The following is a 20,174-nucleotide window of genomic DNA, read 5'->3' as shown; positions in this document are numbered from 1 at the left end:
CCAACCGCTCCGGCATCTATGTGCAGCCGATCAACTATCCGACCGGGCCGCGCGGCACCGAGCGGCTGCGGATCACGCCGTCGCCGCAGCACACTGATGCCGACATCGAACATCTGGTGCAGGCGCTCGCCGAAATCTGGGCGCGCGTCGGCCTCGCCAAGGCCGCCTGATCCAGAACCTGATCTACCCGAGCAAGACTGGCGCGCGCCTCCGGGCGCGCGCTTTTGTCTTTGAAGGGCTCGGTGCCTGTGTCTGCCCCTCGCCCCGACCCTCTCCCCGCGAAGGGCGGGGAGAGGGAGCGTGCTGTCCTTCGGCTGGCGGCAGGACCCACACTGGTGCGCGCAGTTGAAAGTCTCAGTCTCGCGCTCGGCCTTACCTCGCCCTGCGCGCGGGGAGAGGTCGGATTGCGCAGCAATCCGGGTGAGGGGGCGGTTTTTCGTATCGCCGAGCTTCAGAAATCTCTCGACGGCGGAAGGTCGAGCTCAGCGGATCAGAACCGCCTGTACTCTGCGTTCAGCCGCGCTTGCCGCGCGGCGAAGGGCGGGTCAGCCGCATCCGGCCATGCGTGCGCGGCAGGAAATGCGGTCCCTCCGCCTTGAGAAAGTCCAGCATCGCCTGGGCGGGCGGCAGCAGGACCTTGTCCTTGCGGCTGACCACGAACCACTGCCGCACCACAGGCAGGCCCTCGACATCCAGGATCACCAGCCGCCGCTCGTCGAGCTCGGTGGCGACGGTGTGGGCCGAAATGAATGCGACGCCAAGCCCGGCGATCACCGCCTGCTTGATGGTCTCGTTGCTGCCCATCTCCATGCCAATCGCCGGACTGATCCCGGCGCCGCCGAAGAACTGCTCCATCAGACTGCGGGTGCCGGAGCCCGGCTCGCGGGTGACGAAGGTCTCGCTCGCGAGCTCGCGCGGATCGATATTGTCCTTGCGCGCCAGCCGATGTGCGGTCGGCGCAATGATGACGTGCGGATGGTCGCCGATCAAATGCACATCGACCTCGAGGTCGACAGGCGGCCGTCCCATGATGGCGATGTCGAGTTCGTAATTGCGCAGCTCGGCGCCGATCTCCTGGCGATTGCCGATCGACAGGTGCACGTCGATCTTCGGATGGCGTTTGAGAAAGCCGGAGATCGCGAACGGCACGAAGTACTTCGCGGTCGACACCGCGCCGATCGAGATCCGTCCCGCGGTCTTGCCGGCGATCATCTCCAGCGAGGTTTCGCAGGCCGTGATCGCCGCCTCGATCCGCTCGCTGAGCGCCAGCACCTCGCGCCCGGCGTCGGTCAGCCGCATGCCGTCGGTGCTGCGCTGGATCAGCGGCAGATCGGCGAGCGCCTGCAGGTTGCGGAGCTGCAGAGTCACCGCCGGCTGGGTCAGGTTCAGCTTGCCGGCGGCGGCCGTCATGCTGCCGGTTTCGGCGAGCGCTGCAAGCGCGCGCAACTGACGGATCGATACCGCCCGGAACTGCCGACTCATATAACGGAAACTTTCGTCACAACGCTGTTCCGCCAAGTTTTATTGAATTCGAGCCGAGCGTCAACGGCGCAGCGCGGCGTGGTGATGGATGTCGCGGCGCGTGCGCTGCGGCGAGCGTGGCGCGGTTCCGAATCGCCGTTGCGTGTTTGTACGAGGTTCCGAAGCCGTCGCACGCGCCGGTGGATCGTTCGGATCCGCGCATTCCTCGTAACAACACGCACTAATCATCAGTACACGACATAGATCGCGCAAATAACAGGTAACTAATTATCTGTGAGAAATGTGATTGTCGGGCAATTCAGTTGCATCATAACGCTCTGTTAGCGTGATGATTGCAGGGTTGCTGGTGCTGCTGATCACTCCCGCGACGAAGCGGCGCGAGATCAAGCAAGCGTGTCGCCTGTAACGCACAGGAGGTTCGCGTGAAGAATCGGGTGCTGCATATCGACGATGAACCGGCGATGCTGAAGATCGTCGCGTCGGTGTTGTCGCGCGATCCTTCGTTGGAAACAAAGGGATGCCTCACCGGCCGCGAAGGCGTGGCAGCCGCCGCCGATTGGCTGCCCGATCTGATTCTCAGTGACGTCTCGATGCCGGACATGGATGGACTTGCCGTCCTGCAGCGACTTCAGGACGACCCGATCACTGCGTATATTCCGGTGGTATTCACCACTGCGCACGGCGGAACGGAGAATCTCGTCGACTATCTGAAGCGTGGAGCGGTCGGTGTCATCGTCAAGCCGTTCAATCTCGGTGAATTGGCGGGCCGGGTGCGGGGGTATCTCGCCGTGGCGGAGGCCGAGATGCTCGATCCGTCGCCGCCTCCTGATATCGGAATCGACGGGCGTCTGCGGGCCGACGCCGCCAGCCTGCAAGCGATGCGCGCCGCCGTGGTCGCCGACGGGGCATCGCCGGCGCTGAGCAATGTGGTGCACAAGCTCGCCGGCGTCGCCGGAATCTACGGCTTCGGCGCCGTCAGCGAAGTCGCTGCGAAGCTCGACAAGGAGATCGCCCGGGTCGCCCGTGAAGGCGAAGCAGGGTCTAGGGTCGTGACGCTGCTCGACGCATTGCTCGAATTGTTGCGCCGGGAGATCGATGCGGTCGCGCGAGCGGACCAGTGATGAAGCCGAGTGGGAGAGTGCCATGGACGTGTCCATCGAGAAACGCCCGAAGGTCCTGATAGCGGATGACGATCCCGCCATCGTCAAGGTGCTGTCGCATCGCTGCGAGAGAATTGGATTCGCGGTCGACACTGCAACTAACGGCATGCAGATGTTGCTCAAGGCGCGTCGTACATTGCCGGATCTGATGATCGTCGACGTCAACATGCCGAAGCTCGACGGTCTCAGCGCAACGTTCCATCTGCTGGATCAAGGCAACCCGTTGATCGACATTCTCGTCGTGACCGGCAGTTCGGATGAGACTACGATCGAGCGCTGCGAAGCGATGGGGCTGTTTTACGCCCGCAAAGGCCCCGAGTTCTGGAGTGATCTCAGGGCGGCCCTCACCGAGATCTTTCCGCAGATGGCTGAAGCGATCGCTGTTCACAGCGACGCCACAACGCACTCATTCGAAACAGTTCCGCGCCGGCCGCGCGTGCTGATCGTCGATGACGACGAACAGGTCGGCGTCTTCCTCGCCAGCCGGCTGAACAAGCTCGGAGTCGAAACGCTGTATGCGCCGGATGCGGCACAGGCGGTTCGGCTCGCCGTTCGGCGACAGCCGAGCGTGGTCGTGACGGACTACCACATGCCGCAGGGCGGTGCCGAATTCCTGATCACGCGGCTGCGGGCGTTGCCGGAGACGGCGACGACCCCAGTGCTGGTGCTCAGCGAGCGCGACTTCGACAAGGCTTCTGTTGAGGCTTTGACCCGCGAGGTGTTGGGACATCCCGGCGCGGTGAAGATCTTCAAGAAATCGTTCGACGTCGGCGAGCTGTTTCAGGCGATTCAGGACTTCTGCGCGTTCGAGTCGAGCGCTTCCCATCATCCCGTCATCTGAAAGGGGGGCGGCGTGTCTGTTGGGAAGTCCGATTCAATCGGCATGCGGCCGATCCTGGCGGCGGACGTTCGCGAGCGGGTCGCGCGGCAGCGATGGCTGACCGGGATGACGATTGGACTAATCGCAAGCGTCGTGCTGAGCACGCTCGTCGGGTACGTCGTCGCCCAGCAGAATGCCGTGACCACGGCGCGCAGATTCGATGCCCTCGCAAAGGACCTCACCGCACAGCTCCAGGAAAAACTCGACTCGTACCGCTACGGGCTTTTGGCGACGCGCGGGGCGATCATTGCCGGCGGTGGAGAGGCGATCAGCTTCGAAGCATTCAATCGATACGCCGCGACCCGCCATTTCGCCAGCGAGTTTCCCGGCGTGCGAGGCTTCGGCTTCATTCGCCCGGTCGAGGAACGGAACGTCGCGGCGTTCGTCGCGCATCTGCGCGCCAACGGCCGGCCGACCTACAAGGTGGTTCAATTCGCGCCGCACGACGGTCTGCGCTACCTGGTGACGTATTTCGAGCCGCACAATCGCAACGCCACCGCGATTGGTCTCGATCTGGCGTCTGAAACGAACCGCAAGACGGCGGCGGATGCGGCCGCTGTCAGCGGTGAGGCGACGATGACCGCGCCGATCGAACTGCTGCCGGTCAGCGGGATGGACAGCGGGGTTCTGATCCTGATGCCGATCTATCGCAGCGGTGATCCGATCGCGACGGAGGAGGAGAGGCAACGGGCGCTGATCGGCTGGACCTTCACCGCGGTCGACATCTACTCGATCCTCGGGGATCTCCACAGCGGCAGCGGTGAGTTCGGCTTTTCGCTGGCCGACAATGGCAGTCCGCCTTTCCACAGCGTAGGGCTGCCGAGGAATCCTCGACTGGCGTTGCCGACGCACGAAAACTCATTCGCCATTTACGGGCGCACCTGGCACGTCAAGTTCTGGGCTTTGCCGCCATTTGTCAGTTATCTGAGTTTGCCAAGTCCATGGCTCGGTTTCGGCGCTACGCTGGTGCTCGGGCTGATGCTGACCGCACTCGTCAACCAGCAGGTCGCCTATCAGGCCCGCCGCACCGAGCAGAACATCGAACGTTCGCGGCTGGCGGCGATCTTTGCAGGCTCGAACGATGTCATCATCGCCAAATCGACCGACGGCACCGTGATCGATTGGAATAAGGCGGCCGAGCGGTTGTTCGGCTACACCGCGGAGGAGGCGATCGGGCGAAAAGCCATTGATCTGATCGTTCCGGATCACCTCCGGGAGGAGGAAAGGCGGATTCTGACCGACACCCGCGACGGAAGGCTGGTCACTTATTTTCGCACCAAGCGTAAGAAGCGCGACGGTCGACTCGTCGACGTCGCCGTCAGCGTCTCTCCGATTCGTGGCAAAGACGGTTCGCTGATCGGTATCGCGACCGCCGCGCGCGACATCACCGATCTGGTGGCGGCCGAGAACAAGATCCGCAGCCTCAACGCCTCGTTGGAACGTCAGGTCGCCGAACGCACGGCGCAGCTCAAAAAGACGATGACGCTGCAGACCGCGATTCTGGAGCGCGCCGCTTATGCGGTGGTTGCAACCGATCCGGACGGCAAAATCTCGCTGTTCAATCCCGCCGCCGAGCGCATGCTCGGCTACAAATCGTCGGATCTGATCGGGCGCGAAACGCCAGCCTTGTTTCACGATCCGGAAGAGATCGAGCTGCACGCCGCGAAGCTCCGTGCCGAAGGCATCGAGCCTGAGCCCGGCCTCGGCGTCGTGCGGGCGCGGCTGAACACTCAGGATCCTTATACCAGCGTCTGGACCTATGTCGCCCGCGACGGAACGCGGATTCCAATACGCCTCACGCTCAGCCGGCTGCTGTCCGAAGATGGTGCCAATCTCGGGATCCTGGCGATCGCGGTCGATCTCACCGAGCAGCTCAAATACGAGGATGAGCTCAAAGCCGCGCGAGCCAGCGCCGAGCAGGCGAGCGCCGCCAAGGCCGACTTCCTGGCCAACATGAGCCATGAAATTCGTACCCCTCTCAACGGCATCATCGGTTACGCCGATCTGGTGCTGGAAGATCAGACGCTGGCTCCGCCGACGCGCCGGCAGGTCGAACGGATCTTCGAGGCGAGCGACTCACTGCGCGTGATCATTGACGATATTCTCGACTTCTCGAAGATCGAGGCGGTCGGCGTCACCCTGGAGAGCAAGCCGCTCTATGTGCACGAACTGATCGACAACTGCGTCTCGATCATCCGGCCGAAGGCCGAAGAAAAGGGGCTGGGACTGCGGGGCAATGCACCCGACGTGCCGGCGGTGCTGATGGGCGACGGCGCGCGGCTGCGGCAGGTGTTGCTGAACCTGCTGAACAATGCCGTCAAGTTCACCGCAGCCGGCTCCGTCGAGCTGAACGTCTCCTGCTTTGTCACGTCGGGCGATCGTGCACGGCTCCGCATCGCTGTCACCGACACCGGCATCGGCATCTCGGCGCAGGATCAGAAAGGACTGTTCAGGCGTTTCGGCCAAGCGGACGAGACGATCTCGCGCAAATACGGGGGCACCGGCCTCGGACTGGTGATCTCGCAACGCATCGTTCAGGCGATGGGTGGCGAGATGAGTATCGACAGCGAACCGGGCAGGGGGAGCACGTTCCAGTTCGAGATCGAGCTGCCGATCGCGGCGGAGATCGACATCGAACGAAGCGAGGCACCGGTCGAAACCGGCCGCAGCCTGAAGATCCTGGTCGTCGACGACGTCGAGATGAACCGGGACCTTTGCCGAAGCATGCTGAGCCGCGCCGGCCACGAGGTCGATCTTGCCGACAGCGGCGCAATGGCGATTGCCATGACGGCCGCGGGCCGCTGCTACGACCTGATCCTGATGGATGTGCAGATGGGCGAGATCGACGGCATGGAAGCGACCCGCCGCATCCGCGCCCTGCAGAGCGGTTGCAACGACGTGCCGATCATCGCGCTGACGGCGAACGTGCTGCCCGAGCAGGTCGAACGCTATCGCGCCGCCGGCATGGACGGCCACATCGGCAAGCCGATCAATCGCGCCGAACTGCTCGCCACCGTGGCGACCTGGGGCGATACCGCTGCGCACCGTCGCCGGGTCGATACCCAGCCGCCGCCCTCGGTCGAGCCGGTGGCCGTGGTGCGGGATCCGGCCGTGCTCGAGGAGCTGCGGACGTTTGTCAGCGACGAGGACATCGCCGGCTTCGTCGATCAGTTACGCGGCGCGATCGACAGCCTTCCGCCGCAATGGCCGCCCGGCCCGGACGGGGCGGCGCCCGGCGAAAATCCCCAGAAGGAGCTTGCGCGCGTCGCTCACAAGACCGTCGCGATCGCCGGCCAGCTCGGCTTCGTCAGATTGGCCGAAGCGTGCCGCAGGCTCGAGAAGGCCTGTCTGCAGGACGCGGATGTTCCGCAGGCATTCGTCGCGCTGCAGGATGCAATCAAAGAGGCGACGCCCGAAATCGATATCGAGGTGCCGCGGGTCGCCTGAGCATCGGGCGCGCGGCCGACGGCTTTCGCTCGTTGCCACCCAGGGGAACCTTCGGTCGTGTTCGGGGCCAATCGGCGCCGCGGTCGGTTGCCATCCAGCGTATAAGAAAAACTATTCCTATATCGAAGATAATGAAATTTCTCTTATTACAACCGGTGTGATCAAACTCGCTCCGCAACCACCGAGGTGACGCGGAACTCACGGGTTGAGCCCGCCTGCACCTCCATCTGCGCAACGACGTCGCAGCGCCCGGCCGTCTCGGCCGGCCAGGGCTTTCAAGGAGGACGACATGAACGAAGCAGTCACCATCCGCGGCAAGGAACGCTACAAGTCCGGCGTGATGGAATACAAGAAGATGGGCTATTGGGAGCCCGACTACGAGCCGAAGGACACCGATGTCATCGCGCTGTTCCGCGTCACCCCGCAGGACGGCGTCGATCCGATCGAAGCGTCCGCGGCGGTCGCCGGTGAATCGTCCACCGCGACCTGGACCGTGGTGTGGACCGATCGTCTGACAGCGGCGGAGAAGTATCGCGCCAAGTGCTACCGCGTCGATCCGGTTCCGAATTCGCCCGGTCAGTACTTCGCTTACATCGCCTACGACCTCGATCTGTTCGAGCCGGGCTCGATCTCCAATCTCACCGCGTCGATCATCGGCAACGTGTTCGGCTTCAAGCCGCTGAAGGCGCTGCGGCTCGAGGACATGCGGCTGCCGATCGCCTACGTGAAGACGTTCCAGGGCCCGGCGACCGGCATCGTGGTCGAGCGCGAGCGCATGGACAAGTTCGGCCGGCCGCTGCTCGGGGCCACCGTCAAGCCGAAGCTCGGTCTGTCGGGCCGCAACTACGGCCGCGTGGTGTACGAGGCGCTGAAGGGCGGTCTCGACTTCACCAAGGACGACGAGAACATCAACTCGCAGCCGTTCATGCACTGGCGCGAGCGCTTCCAATACTGCATGGAGGCGGTCAACAAGGCGCAGGCCCAGACCGGCGAAATCAAGGGCACCTACCTCAACGTCACCGCGGCGACGATGGAGGACATGTACGAGCGCGCCGAATACGCCAAGGAGCTCGGCTCGATCATCGTGATGATCGACCTCGTGATCGGCTACACCGCGATCCAGTCGATGGCCAAGTGGGCGCGCAAGAACGATATGATCCTGCATCTGCACCGCGCCGGTCACTCGACCTATACGCGGCAGCGCAATCACGGCGTGTCGTTCCGCGTCATCGCCAAGTGGATGCGTCTCGCCGGCGTCGACCACATCCATGCCGGCACCGTGGTCGGCAAGCTCGAAGGCGATCCGGCGACCACCAAGGGCTACTACGACATCTGCCGCGAGGACTTCAACCCGATGACGCTGGAGAACGGCCTGTTCTTCGACCAGAACTGGGCCAGCCTCAACAAGCTGATGCCGGTGGCGTCCGGCGGCATCCATGCCGGCCAGATGCACCAGCTCCTGCATCTGCTCGGCGAAGACGTCGTGCTGCAGTTCGGCGGCGGCACGATCGGCCACCCGATGGGCATCGCGGCCGGCGCCACCGCCAACCGCGTCGCGCTGGAAGCGATGATCCTCGCCCGCAACGAGGGCCGCGACTACCTGCACGAAGGTCCGGAGATCCTCGCCAAGGCGGCGCAGACCTGCACCCCGCTGAAGGCCGCGCTCGACACCTGGAAGAACGTGACCTTCAACTACGAATCCACCGACACACCCGACTACGCGCCGACCCCGTCGGTCTCGGTCTAAAGGAGCGACACCAATGCGACTGACCCAAGGCTGTTTCTCGTTCCTGCCCGATCTCACCGACGAACAGATCGCCGCCCAGGTGCAATATGCGCTGTCCAAAGGCTGGGCGGTGAACCTCGAATTCACCGACGATCCGCATCCCCGCAACACCTATTGGGACATGTGGGGGCTGCCGATGTTCGATCTGCAGGACGCCGCCGGCGTGATGATGGAACTGAACGAATGCCGCAAGATCTACGGCGACCGCTACATCCGGCTGTCGGCGTTCGATTCTTCGCACGGTTGGGAATCGGTGCGGCTGTCGTTCATCGTCAACCGCCCGAAGGACGAGCCCGGCTTCCGGCTCGACCGTCAGGAATCTGACGGCCGCAACATGCGCTACACCACACGCGCGTATTCGGCCGACAAGCCCGAAGGCAGCCGTTACGGAGGGTGACCGTGGACACGACCCCTGCCACGACCGACGGAACCGGCGCGCTCCCAGAGCGCGTCGACCTCCGCGCCGAGTTCAACGAGGTCGGCATCGGCGAGGTGCTCGATCAGCTCGATCGCGAGCTGATCGGGCTGAAGCCGGTGAAGACCCGGATCCGCGAGATCGCAGCGCTGCTGCTGGTCGAACGGTTGCGCAAGCGGATGGGGCTCGCCACCGGCAATCCCACGCTGCACATGTCGTTCACCGGCAATCCCGGCACCGGCAAGACCACGGTGGCGCTGCGCATCGCCGCGATCCTGCACAAGCTCGGCTTCGTCCGCCGCGGTCACGTCGTCTCGGTGACGCGCGACGAATTGGTCGGGCAGTACATCGGCCACACCGCGCCCAAGACCAAAGAGGTGCTGAAGAAGGCGATGGGCGGCGTGCTGTTCATCGACGAGGCCTACTATCTGTATCGCCCAGAGAACGAGCGCGACTACGGCCAGGAAGCGATCGAGATCCTGCTTCAGGTGATGGAGAACCAGCGCGACGATCTGGTGGTAATCCTGGCCGGTTATGCCGACCGGATGGAGAAGTTCTTCGCGTCCAATCCAGGCTTCCGCTCGCGGATTGCCCACCACATCGACTTTCCGGACTACACCGATGGTGAATTGCTCGGGATCGCCGAAGGGATGCTGAGCGAGCAGAACTATCACTTCGATGCCGAAGCGAAGGCCGCGTTCGAGCGCTACATCGCGATCCGTAAGACCCAGCCACTGTTCGCCAACGCCCGCTCGATCCGCAACGCGCTCGACCGCATCCGCCTGCGCCAAGCCAACCGCCTGATCGCCGACCTCGACCGTTCGCTGTCCGCGGAGGACATCATGACGATCGAAGCCGGAGATGTGCTGGCAAGCCGGGTGTTTTCGAAGGGTGAGGGGACAAACTAACCAGCGGTGATTCCGGGGCGCGCGCAGCGGGATCCCGGAATCCGGTCGCCGCGCCCGACTTTACCTCTCCCCGCGCGCGGGGAGAGGTCGGATTGCGCAGCAATCCGAGTGAGGGGGCGTCTCATCGCGGCCGAGACTCCGTGCTCGCGTCGCCCCTCACCCCAACCCTCCCCCCGCGAAGAGCGGGGCGAGGGAGCGTGATGTGCTTGGGGTAGAGACCTTACCGCCCCAATACCATTAATACAGCCCAACACAGTCATTCCGGGGCGCGTCGCAAAGCGACGCGAACCCGGAATCCAGAGGTTGTTGCAAACGCCAGTTGCTCCACAGCTCGAGATTCCGGGTTCGCGCGCTCGCGCGAGCGCCCCGGAATGACGGGCGTGGGGCTTACCCCTGCAGCGCCTTCAGCACGTCGTCCGGCCGTTCCACCATCATCGTATGGCCCGCGCCTTTCAGGATCACGGTGCGTGAACCTGCGATCGCGGCGGCGAGGGTCTTGCCGTTCTTGGTCGGGGTCATCATGTCGCGCTCGCCGAGGATGAACAGCGTCGGCACCGTCACCTTCGCAGCCGCTGCGAGCGCGTCCTTGTAGTCGTTGCACGCCGACAGATCGTTGAAGATCACGCCGGGCTTGTTGGCTTCGAGCACCCGCACCGAGCCACCGTGCATCCACAGGCCGGGAGCGAGGTTGCCGCCGATCTCGGCGTCGGGACCGAGGCCCCAGATCGTCATCATGGCGATCGCGGCGGGATCATTGGCTTCGGCGGCCTTCAAGAGATCGGGGCCGACCGCCATCGTCGAGGTGGTGCCGATCAGCGCCAGCGACGCGACCTTGGCCGTATGCCGTGCAGCGGTCTCCAGCGCAATCAGCGAGCCCATCGAGTGACCGATCAGCTTGGCCGGCTGCGCGCCTGTGGCGTCGAGCAGCGCGGCGATCCAGTCCGCCATTTCGGCGATCGTCTTCAGCGGCTCGCCGCCGGAGCGGCCGTGTCCGGGCAGGTCGGGCGCCAGCACGGCAAAGCCGTGATGCGCGAACCAGCGCGTCTGCAGTGCCCACACCGAGCGATCGAAGCCGGCGCCGTGGATGAACACCGCGGCCGGCAGCGACGCATCGAACGGCTTGCCGCCGGTGGCAACGAAGGTGTCGATCCCATTGACCTTGATCTGCATGGCTCAGCCCTTCTGCGAAACGCGCAGAGCCTGCGCCAGGTCAGCGATAATGTCGTCGGCGGTTTCGATGCCGACCGACAGCCGGATCAGCTCTTCACCGATGCCGGCGGCCATGAGCTGCTCGGCGCTCATCTGCTGATGCGTGGTCGATGCAGGGTGGATCACCAACGTCTTGGCGTCGCCGACATTGGCGAGATGGCTGGTCAGCCGCAGCGCTTCGATGAATTTGCGCCCGGCGGCACGGCCGCCCTTGATGCCGAACGAGATGATCGAGCCGGCGCCGTTCGGCAGCAGCGTCTTGGCCAGTTCGTAGTCGGGGTGGTTCTCCAGCGTCGGATGCAGCACCCAATCGACCGCCTTGTTGGCCTGGAGGAAGTCGAGCACCGCCTTGGTGTTGGCGACATGCCGATCCATCCGCACCGGCAGCGTCTCGATGCCCTGCAGAAGCTGGAAAGCGTTGGTAGGCGACAGGCAGGCGCCGAAATCGCGCAGACCTTCCATTCGCGCGCGGATGACGAAGGCCGGCGGGCCGAACTGCTCGTCGAAGACGACGTCGTGATAGCCGGCGTAGGGCTCGGTCAGCGTCGGAAACTTGCCGGAGCCGCGCCAGTCGAACCGGCCGCCATCGACCAGCACGCCGCCGATGGCGATGCCGTGGCCGCCGAGCCATTTGGTGACCGAATGCATCACGATGTCGGCGCCGAGCTCGATCGGCTTGCTCAGGTACGGCGTCGCGAAGGTGTTGTCGATCAAGAGCGGGATTTTCGCCTCATGGGCGATGGCCGCGACCTTCGGGATGTCGAGCACTTCGAGGCCCGGATTGCCGATGGTCTCGCCGATCACCAGCCTGGTGTTCGGCTGGATCGCCGCGGCCAGACCAGCGTGGTCGCGCGGCGCGACGAAACTCGTGGTGATGCCAAACCGCGGCAGCGTGTGCGCCAAGAGGTTGATCGTGCCGCCGTACAGCGACGACGACGCGACGATGTGATCGCCGGCATTCAGCAGCGTGGCGATCGCCAGATGCAGCGCCGCCATGCCGCTCGCGGTCGCTACCGCGCCAACGCCGTTCTCCAGCGCAGCGATCCGCTCTTCCAGCACCGCGATCGTCGGGTTGGAAATCCGCGTGTACAGGTGGCCGGGGCGCTCCATGTTGAACAGCGCAGCGGCGTGGTCGGTGTCCTGAAACACGTAGGACGTGGTCTGATAGATCGGCACCGCGCGCGAGCCGGTCAGCGGATCGGGATGCTGTCCGGCGTGCAGGCTGAGGGTTTCAAATCCGGGCGGTTTGGGTGCGGCCATGATGTGCTCGGGATGTTTCCTGATGAGTTATTAGTTGGTCTCCGTCATTGCGAGGAGCGAAGCGACGAAGCAATCCAGGCTCAGTGCTCGGCGCTTCTGGATTGCTTCGCTGCGCTCGCAATGACGGGGAGGGGGGCTGAATGGCCTTATGCCACGCTCACGCCTTCGCGTCAGCCAGACCGACCGCCCACAGCGCGAAGGCATAGACGATCGCGATCTCGTCGAGGCGGCTGAAGCGGCCGGAGGCGCCGCCGTGGCCAGCGCCCATGTTGATACGCAGCAGCACCGGGCCGCCGCCCGTCATCGTGGCGCGCAGCCGCGCGACCCATTTGGCGGGCTCCCAATAGGTGACGCGCGGATCGGTGAGGCCGCCCATCGCCAGGATCGCCGGATACTCCTTGGCCGCGACGTTGTCGTAAGGCGAATACGACAGGATGGTCTTGAAGTCGGCTTCGCTCGCAATCGGATTGCCCCACTCCGGCCACTCGGGAGGGGTCAGCGGCAGGGTGTCGTCCAGCATGGTGTTGAGTACGTCGACGAACGGCACCTCGGCGACGATGCCGGCGAACAGCTCACCGGCGCGATTGGCGACTGCGCCCATCAGCATGCCGCCGGCGCTGCCGCCGTGGGCGACGATGCGCTTGGGCGAGGTGTAGTTCGCAGCACACAGCGCGCGGGCGCTGGCGGCGAAGTCGTCGAACGAGTTGGTCTTCTTCTCGCGCTTGCCGTCGAGATACCAGCCCCAGCCCTTGTCGGCGCCGCCGCGGATATGGGCGATCGCATAGACGAAGCCGCGGTCGACCAGCGACAGCGCGTTGGCCGAAAAGCCGGCGCCCATGGCGTGACCGTAGGAGCCGTAGCCATACAGCAGCAGCGGTGCCTTTCCATCGAGCGTGAGGCCGGCCCGATGCAGGATCGACACCGGCACCTCGGCGCCGTCGTCCGCCTTCGCCATGATCCGGGTGGTGACGTAATCGGCGGGATTATGGCCGGAGGGAATCTCCTGGCGCTTGCGCAAGACGCGCTGCCGCGTCGCCATGTCGTAGTCATAGACCTCCGACGGCGTCGTCATCGACGAATACGAGAACCGCAGGTTCGTGGTGTCGAACTCGTAGCCGCCGATGGTGCCGAGCGAATACGCGGTCTCGGCGAATGCGATGGCGTGTTCCTCGCCGCTCTTCAGGTCGCGGATGGTGATCGAGGGCAGCGCATTGGCACGCTCAAGCCGGATCAGATGGCCGGTGGTGAGGTCGAAGTCGATCACATAGATCCCGGCGCGGTGCGGGATCAGATCGCGCCAACTGTCCCGGGTGGGCTGGGCCAGCGGCGCGGTGACGATCTTGAAGTCGATCGCGCCGTCGGCGTTGGTGAGGATGAACAATTCATCGCCGCGGTCGCCGAGCGAATATTGCACACCAAGTTCGCGCTTGGCGACCAGACGCGGAGGTGCGGTCGGATCGGAGACGTCGATCAGCCGCGCTTCCGAAGTCTCGTGATCGCCGCCGGCGATGACGCAGAACCGGCCGCTGGTGCTCTCGTGAATGTGGGTGAACCAGCCGGAATCTGCTTCTTCATAGATCAGAAGATCGTCGGCCTGCTTCGTCCCGAGCTTGTGCAGCCACACCTGCATCGGGCGGTGATTGTCGTCGAGCTTGACGTAGAAGAACGCAGTCGAATCCGCGGTCCACACCAAGCCGCCGTCGGTCTCTTCGACCACGTCGGGCAGGTCCTGCTTGGTCGTCCAGTCGCGGACGCGGATGGTGTAGTATTCGGAACCCTTGGTGTCGGCGCTCCAGCCTTCCAGCTTGTGGTCGAGCGAGTGCCGGCGGTCGCCGAACTGGAAGTAGTCGTGACCCTTGGCGAGTTCGTCGCCGTCGAGGATGACGTCGATCTCGCCGCTGCCGTCGCGGGCGACGCGGCCGTACAGCGGATGCTGACCGCCCTCGCGATATTTGCGCAAGTAAGCGTAAGGCCCGTCCGGTGAGGGGACGCTGGAATCGTCCTCCTTGATCCGGCCGCGCATCTCGGCGACCAGCTTCTTCTGCAAATTCGTGGTGTGGCCGAGCACGCTGTCGGTGTAGCCGTTCTCGGCTTCGAGATAGGTGCGGATATCGGGATCGAGCAGCGACGGATCGCGCAGCACCTCCTGCCAGTTCGGATCCTTCAGCCAGGCATAGTCGTCGGTCAGCGTGATGCCGTGGGTGGTGAATTGATGCGGACGGCGCGGCGCGACCGGCGGTTGCTGGTTGGCGGCACGGGGCGGGGCAGAGGTCATCGGCAGGTCTCGTTCAGGGCAGGGTGGGCAGACTTAGCACGTTTCCGCCTTGCGGCGCCGGGCGGATTGCGCTGGATAGGCGGGGCCGCCGGTTCCGGTGGCCGGATGTGGACAAGTGACGGATTGGATGATGGCGGATTTTCACGGCGTATTCCCTTATCTGGTGTCTCCGGTCGATGCGGAGGGCCGCGTTCGCGCCGATGTGATGGGCCGGCTGTGCGACGATCTGATCCAGGCCGGCGTGCATGGGCTGACGCCGCTCGGCTCGACCGGGGAATTCGCCTATCTCGGCACCGCACAGCGCGAGGCGGTGGTGCGGGCGACGATCGAAGCCGCACAGCGCCGGGTGCCGGTGGTCGCCGGTGTCGCCTCGACCTCGGTGGCGGATGCGGTGGCGCAAGCCAGACTGTACGAGAAGCTCGGCGCCGACGGCATTCTGGCGATTCTCGAAGCGTATTTCCCGCTCAAGGATGCGCAGATCGAAAGCTATTTCCGCGCTATTGCCGATGCGGTCGAGATTCCGGTGGTGATCTACACCAACCCGCAATTCCAGCGCTCGGATCTGACGCTCGACGTGATCGCGCGGCTCGCGGAGCATCCGCGGATTCGCTACATCAAGGATGCCTCGACCAATACCGGGCGGCTGTTGTCGATCATCAACCGCTGCGGCGACGCGCTGCAGGTGTTCTCGGCCTCGGCGCACATCCCCGCGGCGGTGATGCTGATCGGCGGCGTCGGTTGGATGGCCGGCCCCGCCTGCATCGCGCCGCGCCAGAGCGTTGAGCTGTACGAACTGTGCAAGGCGCAGCGCTGGGACGAAGCATTGATGCTGCAGCGCAAGCTGTGGCGCGTCAACGAAGCCTTCGCCAAATTCAACCTCGCCGCCTGCATCAAGGCCGGCCTGTCGCTGCAAGGCTACGACGTCGGCGATCCCATCCCGCCGCAAGCCGCGCTGACGGCCGAGGAGCGCAAGGCGGTGGAGAAGGTGCTGGCGGAGATCGCGTAATCTTCAGTTTCGCCACCTGGCCGTCATTCCGGGGCGCGCCGCAGGCGCGAACCCGGAATCTCGAGCTGTTGAGCACCCCATCGTCGTAAAAACTTCTGGATTCCGGGTTCGCTCGCGTTCGCGAGCGCCCCGGAATGACCACGTAAACATGGTGCTTGCGCCCATCGCAACGACACCCGTCCGCCCCCGGCGCCCCTCTTGGCGTGCCGCTTGGTTCTCCGCTAAAACTGCGGCCAAGCAAGCAACAAAAGGAAACGGCATGAACATTCTCCCCGGCTCCATGCGGTTCGGCGCGGGCCAGCCCGTCAAGCGTCTCGAGGATCAGCGGCTGCTCACCGGGCACGGCGGCTATCTCGACGACAAGCCGGCCGATGGCGCATTGTGGCTGGTGGTGATGCGCTCGCCGCATGCACATGCCGACATCGTCTCGATCGACACCGAGGCGGCGAAGGCGATGCCGGGGGTGGAAGCGGTGCTGACCGGCGCCGATCTCCTCGCTGACGATGTCGGCACCATCCCGACGCTGCCGATCTTCAAGCGGCCGGACGGTTCGCCGATGGCGCTGCCGCCGCGCCGGCTGCTGGCGCACGAGAAGGTGCGGTTCGTCGGCGAGCCGGTCGCCGCGGTGATCGCGACCTCTCAACTCGCCGCGCAGGCGGCGATCGAGGCGATTGCGATCGAATACAACGAACTGCCCGCCGTGACCGATCCGACCGCGGCGATCCAGCCCGGCGCGCCGGCGGTGTGGGCGGAGACGCCCGACAACGTCGTGGCCGCGATGAGCTACGGCGATGCCGCCAAGGTCGACGACGCCTTCGCACAAGCCGCCCATACCGTGTCGCTGGATCTCGTCAGCCAGCGGCTGATCCCGTCGGCGATGGAGCCGCGTTCGACCATTGCGGAGGTCGAGAAGAAGACCGGTCGGCTGATCCTGCACACCCAGTCGCAGACACCGGGCCAGACCCGCGACGCGCTCGCCGAGGCCATTCTGAAGCGGCCGAAGGACAGCATCCAGGTGCTGGTCGGCGACATCGGCGGCGGCTTCGGTCAGAAGACCGGCGTCTATCCGGAAGACGCGCTGGTCGCCTATGCGGCAGTGAAGCTGAACCGCAAGATCCGCTGGCGCGGCGACCGGACCGACGAATTCGTCGGCGGCACCCATGGCCGTGACCTGACTTCGACCGCCTCGCTCGCGCTCGACGCCAAGGGCAAGGTGCTGGCCTATCGCGTCACCTCGATCGGCGGCACCGGGGCCTATCTGACCGGTGCCGGCGTGATCATCCCGCTGGTGCTCGGCCCGTTCGTGCAGACCGGCGTGTATCACCTGCCGGTGGTGCATTTCGACATCAAGGCGGTGATGACCCACACCGCGCCGGTCGGCGCCTATCGCGGCGCCGGGCGCCCGGAGGCGGTCTACATCGTCGAGCGGTTGATGGACGCTGCGGCGCGCAAGCTGAACATGGATCCGCGCGCGATCCGCAAGATCAACTACATCAAGCCGTCGCAACTGCCCTACACCAACGCGGTCGGGCAGGTGTACGACAGCGGTGCGTTCGCCCACATGATGGACCGGGCCGCCGAACTGTCCGACTGGGACGGCTTCAAGGCGCGCAAGAAGGCGGCGCAGAAGAAGGGCCTGCTGTACGGCCGCGGCGTCACCAGCTACATCGAATGGACCGGCGGCCGCGCCCACACCGAGAACGTCAAGCTGCACGCCACCAGCGAAGGCCGCGTCGTGCTGCATTCCGGCACCCAGGCGATGGGGCAGGGGCTGGAGACCACCTACACCCAGATGATCGCCGCCGCGCTGGAGATTCCGATCGACAAGATCGACGTCGTCCAGGGCAATACCGATCTGGCGGTCGGCTTCGGCAGCGTCGGCTCGCGCTCGCTGTTCGTCGGCGGCACCGCGGTTGCGGTGGGAAGCACCGACATGATCACGAAAGCGCGCGAGAAGGCGGCCAACATTCTCGAAGCCTCGATCGAGGACATCGAGTATTCGGGCGGCATGCTGACCATCGCCGGCACCGACCGCAAGATCAGCCTGTTCGAGATCGCCGCCAAGGAGAAGGGCGCGCGCCTCAGCGTCGACTCCACCGGCGAAGTCGATGGCCCGAGCTGGCCGAACGGCGCGCATATCTGCGAGGTCGAGGTCGACCCAGAGACCGGCGTCAGCCGGGTGGTGCGCTACACCACGGTGGACGACGTCGGCAATGCGGTGAATCCGATGCTGGTCGCTGGCCAGATCCACGGCGGCGTCGCCCAGGGCGTCGGCCAGGCGCTGTACGAGAACGCCGCCTACAACGACGACGGCCAGCTGCTGACCGCGAGCTATCTCGACTACTGCATCCCGCGCGCCGACAATCTGCCGCCGATCAACGTCACGCTCGATCCGTCGGCGCCGTGCAAGACCAATCCGCTCGGTGCCAAGGGCTGCGGCGAATCCGGCGCGATCGGCGGCCCGCCCTGCGTGGTCAGCGGCGTGCTCGACGCGCTGGCGCCGCTCGGCGTCACGGCGCTGAACACGCCGCTGACCCCGGAAAAGGTCTGGCGCGCGATCCAGGACGCCAAGGCCGCGGTCGCAGCGTAAAAGCCGACAAGCATCCATCGGCCCGTGTGATGCCCGCGCTCGTCGCGGGCATTCGCGTCTTCAGGGTCGAGACAGCAAGGACGGGGCGAGCCGCCAAAGCCGAAATCGTCGTTGGCGGCGCGCGAACCACCGAACTGGTGCGGCGTTATACCGACCAATCGGAAACGGCGTCTGCTATGCTGCGCCGACTTCGTGGGGGAGAGATCAATGCGTAAATTTCTGTCGGTGCTGGCGGCGCTCGCCGCGCTGAGCCTGAGCAATTGCGGCTACAACACCATCCAGAGCGAAGACCAGGAGGTCAAGTCGACCTGGTCGGAAGTGGTCAACCAATATCAGCGGCGCGCCGATCTGGTGCCCAACCTGGTCAACTCGGTGAAGGGCTTCGCCCAGCAGGAAAAGGACGTGCTGCTCGGCGTCACCAATGCCCGCGCCAAGGTCGGCAGCATCCAGGCGACGCCGGAAGTGCTGAACGACCCGGCCGCGTTCCAGAAGTTCCAGCAGGCGCAGGGCGAACTGTCGAGCGCGCTGTCGCGGCTCTTGGTTGTGACCGAGAATTATCCGCAGCTCAAATCGGACGAATTGTTCAAGAACCTGATGGCGCAGCTCGAAGGCACCGAGAACCGCATCACCGTGGCGCGCAATCGCTACATCAAGGCTGTCGCGGCCTATAACGTCACGGTCCGCTCGGTGCCGACCAACTTCACCGCGATGATGTTCGGCTACAAGGAAAAGCCGAACTTCACGGTGGAGAACGAGAAGGAGATTTCGACCGCGCCGAAGGTCGATTTCACCCCGGCACCCGCTCCGGCCAAGTAAGCCGATGACCACGGCGACGATGCGCGCCGTCCGCGCCGGATGGCTTGCGCTGCTGCTGATCGTGATCGCGGCGGCGCTGGGGCCGTTCGCGCGCGCCGACGTGGCGGTTCCGGCGCTGACCGGCCGTGTCGTCGATCAGACCGGCACGCTGTCGGAAGGTGCGATCGCGCGGCTCGATCAGAAGCTGAAGGCGTTCGAGGCCCGCAAGGGCAGCCAGATAGCGGTACTGATCGTGCCGACGACCCAGCCCGAGGCGATCGAGCAGTTCTCGATCCGGGTCGCCGAAGCCTGGAAGATCGGCCGCAAGAAGGTCGATGACGGCGCGATCCTGCTTGTGGCCAAGGGGGACCGCAAGCTGCGGATCGAGGTCGGCTACGGCCTCGAAGGCGCGCTGCCGGACGTCACCGCCAAGCGGATCATCGACGAGGTCATCACGCCGAAGTTCAAGGCGGGCGATTTCGAGGGGGGCATCGAGGCCGGCGTCGATCGGATGATGAGCGTGATCGACGGCGAGCCGCTGCCGGCGCCGGAGCCGCAACACGAATGGTCGGCACCGGAATCGATGGATGAGCTGACCGGCTGGGCGATCCCGTTGTTTTTCGGCACGCTGGTGCTCAATGGCTTTCTGAAGGCGCTGCTCGGTCGCGCCGCTGCCTCTGCGGTCGGCGGAGTCTTGGTTGGCGTTGTGGCGCTGCTGTTCGGGCTGACTTGGTACATCGCGCTGGTCGCCGGTTTCGCGGCGTTCCTGCTGACATTGTTCATCGACACTTTCGGCGGGCCGACGATCTCCTCGGGCGGCCGCCGAGGCTCGTCCGGCGGCACCTGGTCGGGCGGCAGCAGCGGTTCTTCGTGGTCGAGCGGGTCGAGCAGCGGTGGCTTCAGCGGCGGGGGCGGCAGCTTCGGTGGCGGCGGCGCCTCGGGAAGCTGGTGAGGAGATACA

General features: G+C 65.0%; 15 protein-coding genes. 11 read left to right on the top strand and 4 right to left on the bottom strand.

The features are described 5' to 3' along the window. The coding region (locus M9H71_RS13065) for an aminotransferase class I/II-fold pyridoxal phosphate-dependent enzyme (RefSeq protein WP_455405418.1) at nt 1–170 on the top strand (170 nt) is incomplete at its 5' end. A 343-nt stretch (nt 171–513) separates the two neighbouring features. Here M9H71_RS13065 and M9H71_RS13060 read toward each other — a convergent pair. Further along, nucleotides 514–1,482: a LysR family transcriptional regulator gene (locus M9H71_RS13060; protein WP_455405410.1), complete on the bottom strand. Its 969-nt coding sequence runs from the start codon at nt 1,480–1,482 to the stop codon at nt 514–516. Between the two features lie 422 nt (nt 1,483–1,904). Here M9H71_RS13060 and M9H71_RS13055 point away from each other — a divergent pair, with 422 nt between their 5' ends. The 6 genes from M9H71_RS13055 to cbbX all read left to right on the top strand — a co-directional run bounded on the left by M9H71_RS13055 (nt 1,905) and on the right by cbbX (nt 10,078). Beyond that, nucleotides 1,905–2,603, top strand: coding sequence for a response regulator (locus tag M9H71_RS13055; RefSeq protein WP_455405409.1), 699 nt, complete (start codon nt 1,905–1,907; stop codon nt 2,601–2,603). 22 nt (nt 2,604–2,625) lie between these two features. Then, a complete protein-coding gene (locus M9H71_RS13050; RefSeq protein ID WP_455405408.1) occupies nt 2,626–3,483 on the top strand; it encodes a response regulator in 858 nt (285 codons plus the stop codon). Nucleotides 3,484–3,525: 42 nt separating this feature from the next. Then, nucleotides 3,526–6,969, top strand: a complete 3,444-nt coding sequence (locus M9H71_RS13045) for a PAS domain S-box protein (RefSeq protein WP_455405407.1) — start codon at nt 3,526–3,528, stop codon at nt 6,967–6,969. Between the two features lie 289 nt (nt 6,970–7,258). Further along, the gene (locus tag M9H71_RS13040) at nt 7,259–8,716 is read left to right on the top strand and encodes a form I ribulose bisphosphate carboxylase large subunit (RefSeq protein WP_455405406.1); all 1,458 of its coding nucleotides are present in this window, start codon (nt 7,259–7,261) and stop codon (nt 8,714–8,716) included. Between the two features lie 13 nt (nt 8,717–8,729). Further along, nucleotides 8,730–9,152: a ribulose bisphosphate carboxylase small subunit gene (locus M9H71_RS13035; protein ID WP_455405405.1), complete on the top strand. Its 423-nt coding sequence runs from the start codon at nt 8,730–8,732 to the stop codon at nt 9,150–9,152. A 2-nt stretch (nt 9,153–9,154) separates the two neighbouring features. After that, nucleotides 9,155–10,078: a CbbX protein gene (cbbX, locus tag M9H71_RS13030; protein ID WP_455405404.1), complete on the top strand. Its 924-nt coding sequence runs from the start codon at nt 9,155–9,157 to the stop codon at nt 10,076–10,078. Nucleotides 10,079–10,465: 387 nt separating this feature from the next. On the opposite strand, the gene M9H71_RS13025 is transcribed toward cbbX, so the two are convergent. The 3 genes from M9H71_RS13025 to M9H71_RS13015 all read right to left on the bottom strand — a co-directional run bounded on the left by M9H71_RS13025 (nt 10,466) and on the right by M9H71_RS13015 (nt 14,822). Next, on the bottom strand, nt 10,466–11,248 hold the full coding sequence (locus M9H71_RS13025; RefSeq protein WP_455405403.1) for an alpha/beta fold hydrolase: 783 nt from the start codon (nt 11,246–11,248) through the stop codon (nt 10,466–10,468). 3 nt (nt 11,249–11,251) lie between these two features. Further along, the gene (locus M9H71_RS13020) at nt 11,252–12,547 is read right to left on the bottom strand and encodes an O-acetylhomoserine aminocarboxypropyltransferase (protein ID WP_455405402.1); all 1,296 of its coding nucleotides are present in this window, start codon (nt 12,545–12,547) and stop codon (nt 11,252–11,254) included. 157 nt (nt 12,548–12,704) lie between these two features. Then, nucleotides 12,705–14,822, bottom strand: a complete 2,118-nt coding sequence (locus tag M9H71_RS13015) for a S9 family peptidase (protein WP_455405401.1) — start codon at nt 14,820–14,822, stop codon at nt 12,705–12,707. A 130-nt stretch (nt 14,823–14,952) separates the two neighbouring features. Between M9H71_RS13015 and M9H71_RS13010 the strand changes: the two genes are divergently transcribed. From M9H71_RS13010 to M9H71_RS12995, 4 genes are all read left to right on the top strand, one after another. Next, nucleotides 14,953–15,828, top strand: a complete 876-nt coding sequence (locus M9H71_RS13010) for a dihydrodipicolinate synthase family protein (protein WP_455405400.1) — start codon at nt 14,953–14,955, stop codon at nt 15,826–15,828. A 259-nt stretch (nt 15,829–16,087) separates the two neighbouring features. Further along, nucleotides 16,088–18,418, top strand: coding sequence for a xanthine dehydrogenase family protein molybdopterin-binding subunit (locus M9H71_RS13005; protein WP_455405399.1), 2,331 nt, complete (start codon nt 16,088–16,090; stop codon nt 18,416–18,418). Between the two features lie 207 nt (nt 18,419–18,625). Further along, nucleotides 18,626–19,234: a LemA family protein gene (locus M9H71_RS13000; RefSeq protein ID WP_455405398.1), complete on the top strand. Its 609-nt coding sequence runs from the start codon at nt 18,626–18,628 to the stop codon at nt 19,232–19,234. 4 nt (nt 19,235–19,238) lie between these two features. Continuing rightward, nucleotides 19,239–20,165, top strand: coding sequence for a TPM domain-containing protein (locus M9H71_RS12995; protein ID WP_455405397.1), 927 nt, complete (start codon nt 19,239–19,241; stop codon nt 20,163–20,165). Nucleotides 20,166–20,174: the final 9 nt, after the last annotated feature.

Source organism: Rhodopseudomonas parapalustris (assembly GCF_053772255.1).
Note: the sequence above shows the minus strand (reverse complement) of the source record. Positions and strands in the feature narration are given on the sequence as shown.

Excerpts from the sequence above, each read along its gene's own strand:
- M9H71_RS13060 (WP_455405410.1), bottom strand. The coding sequence starts at position 1,482 with ATGAGTCGGCAGTTCCGGGCGGTATCGATCCGTCAGTTGCGCGCGCTT.
- M9H71_RS13050 (WP_455405408.1), top strand. The coding sequence starts at position 2,626 with ATGGACGTGTCCATCGAGAAACGCCCGAAGGTCCTGATAGCGGATGAC.
- M9H71_RS13045 (WP_455405407.1), top strand. The coding sequence starts at position 3,526 with ATGCGGCCGATCCTGGCGGCGGACGTTCGCGAGCGGGTCGCGCGGCAG.
- M9H71_RS13040 (WP_455405406.1), top strand. The coding sequence starts at position 7,259 with ATGAACGAAGCAGTCACCATCCGCGGCAAGGAACGCTACAAGTCCGGC.
- M9H71_RS13035 (WP_455405405.1), top strand. The coding sequence starts at position 8,730 with ATGCGACTGACCCAAGGCTGTTTCTCGTTCCTGCCCGATCTCACCGAC.
- M9H71_RS13025 (WP_455405403.1), bottom strand. The coding sequence starts at position 11,248 with ATGCAGATCAAGGTCAATGGGATCGACACCTTCGTTGCCACCGGCGGC.
- M9H71_RS13020 (WP_455405402.1), bottom strand. The coding sequence starts at position 12,547 with ATGGCCGCACCCAAACCGCCCGGATTTGAAACCCTCAGCCTGCACGCC.
- M9H71_RS13015 (WP_455405401.1), bottom strand. The coding sequence starts at position 14,822 with ATGACCTCTGCCCCGCCCCGTGCCGCCAACCAGCAACCGCCGGTCGCG.
- M9H71_RS13010 (WP_455405400.1), top strand. The coding sequence starts at position 14,953 with ATGGCGGATTTTCACGGCGTATTCCCTTATCTGGTGTCTCCGGTCGAT.
- M9H71_RS13005 (WP_455405399.1), top strand. The coding sequence starts at position 16,088 with ATGAACATTCTCCCCGGCTCCATGCGGTTCGGCGCGGGCCAGCCCGTC.
- M9H71_RS13000 (WP_455405398.1), top strand. The coding sequence starts at position 18,626 with ATGCGTAAATTTCTGTCGGTGCTGGCGGCGCTCGCCGCGCTGAGCCTG.
- M9H71_RS12995 (WP_455405397.1), top strand. The coding sequence starts at position 19,239 with ATGACCACGGCGACGATGCGCGCCGTCCGCGCCGGATGGCTTGCGCTG.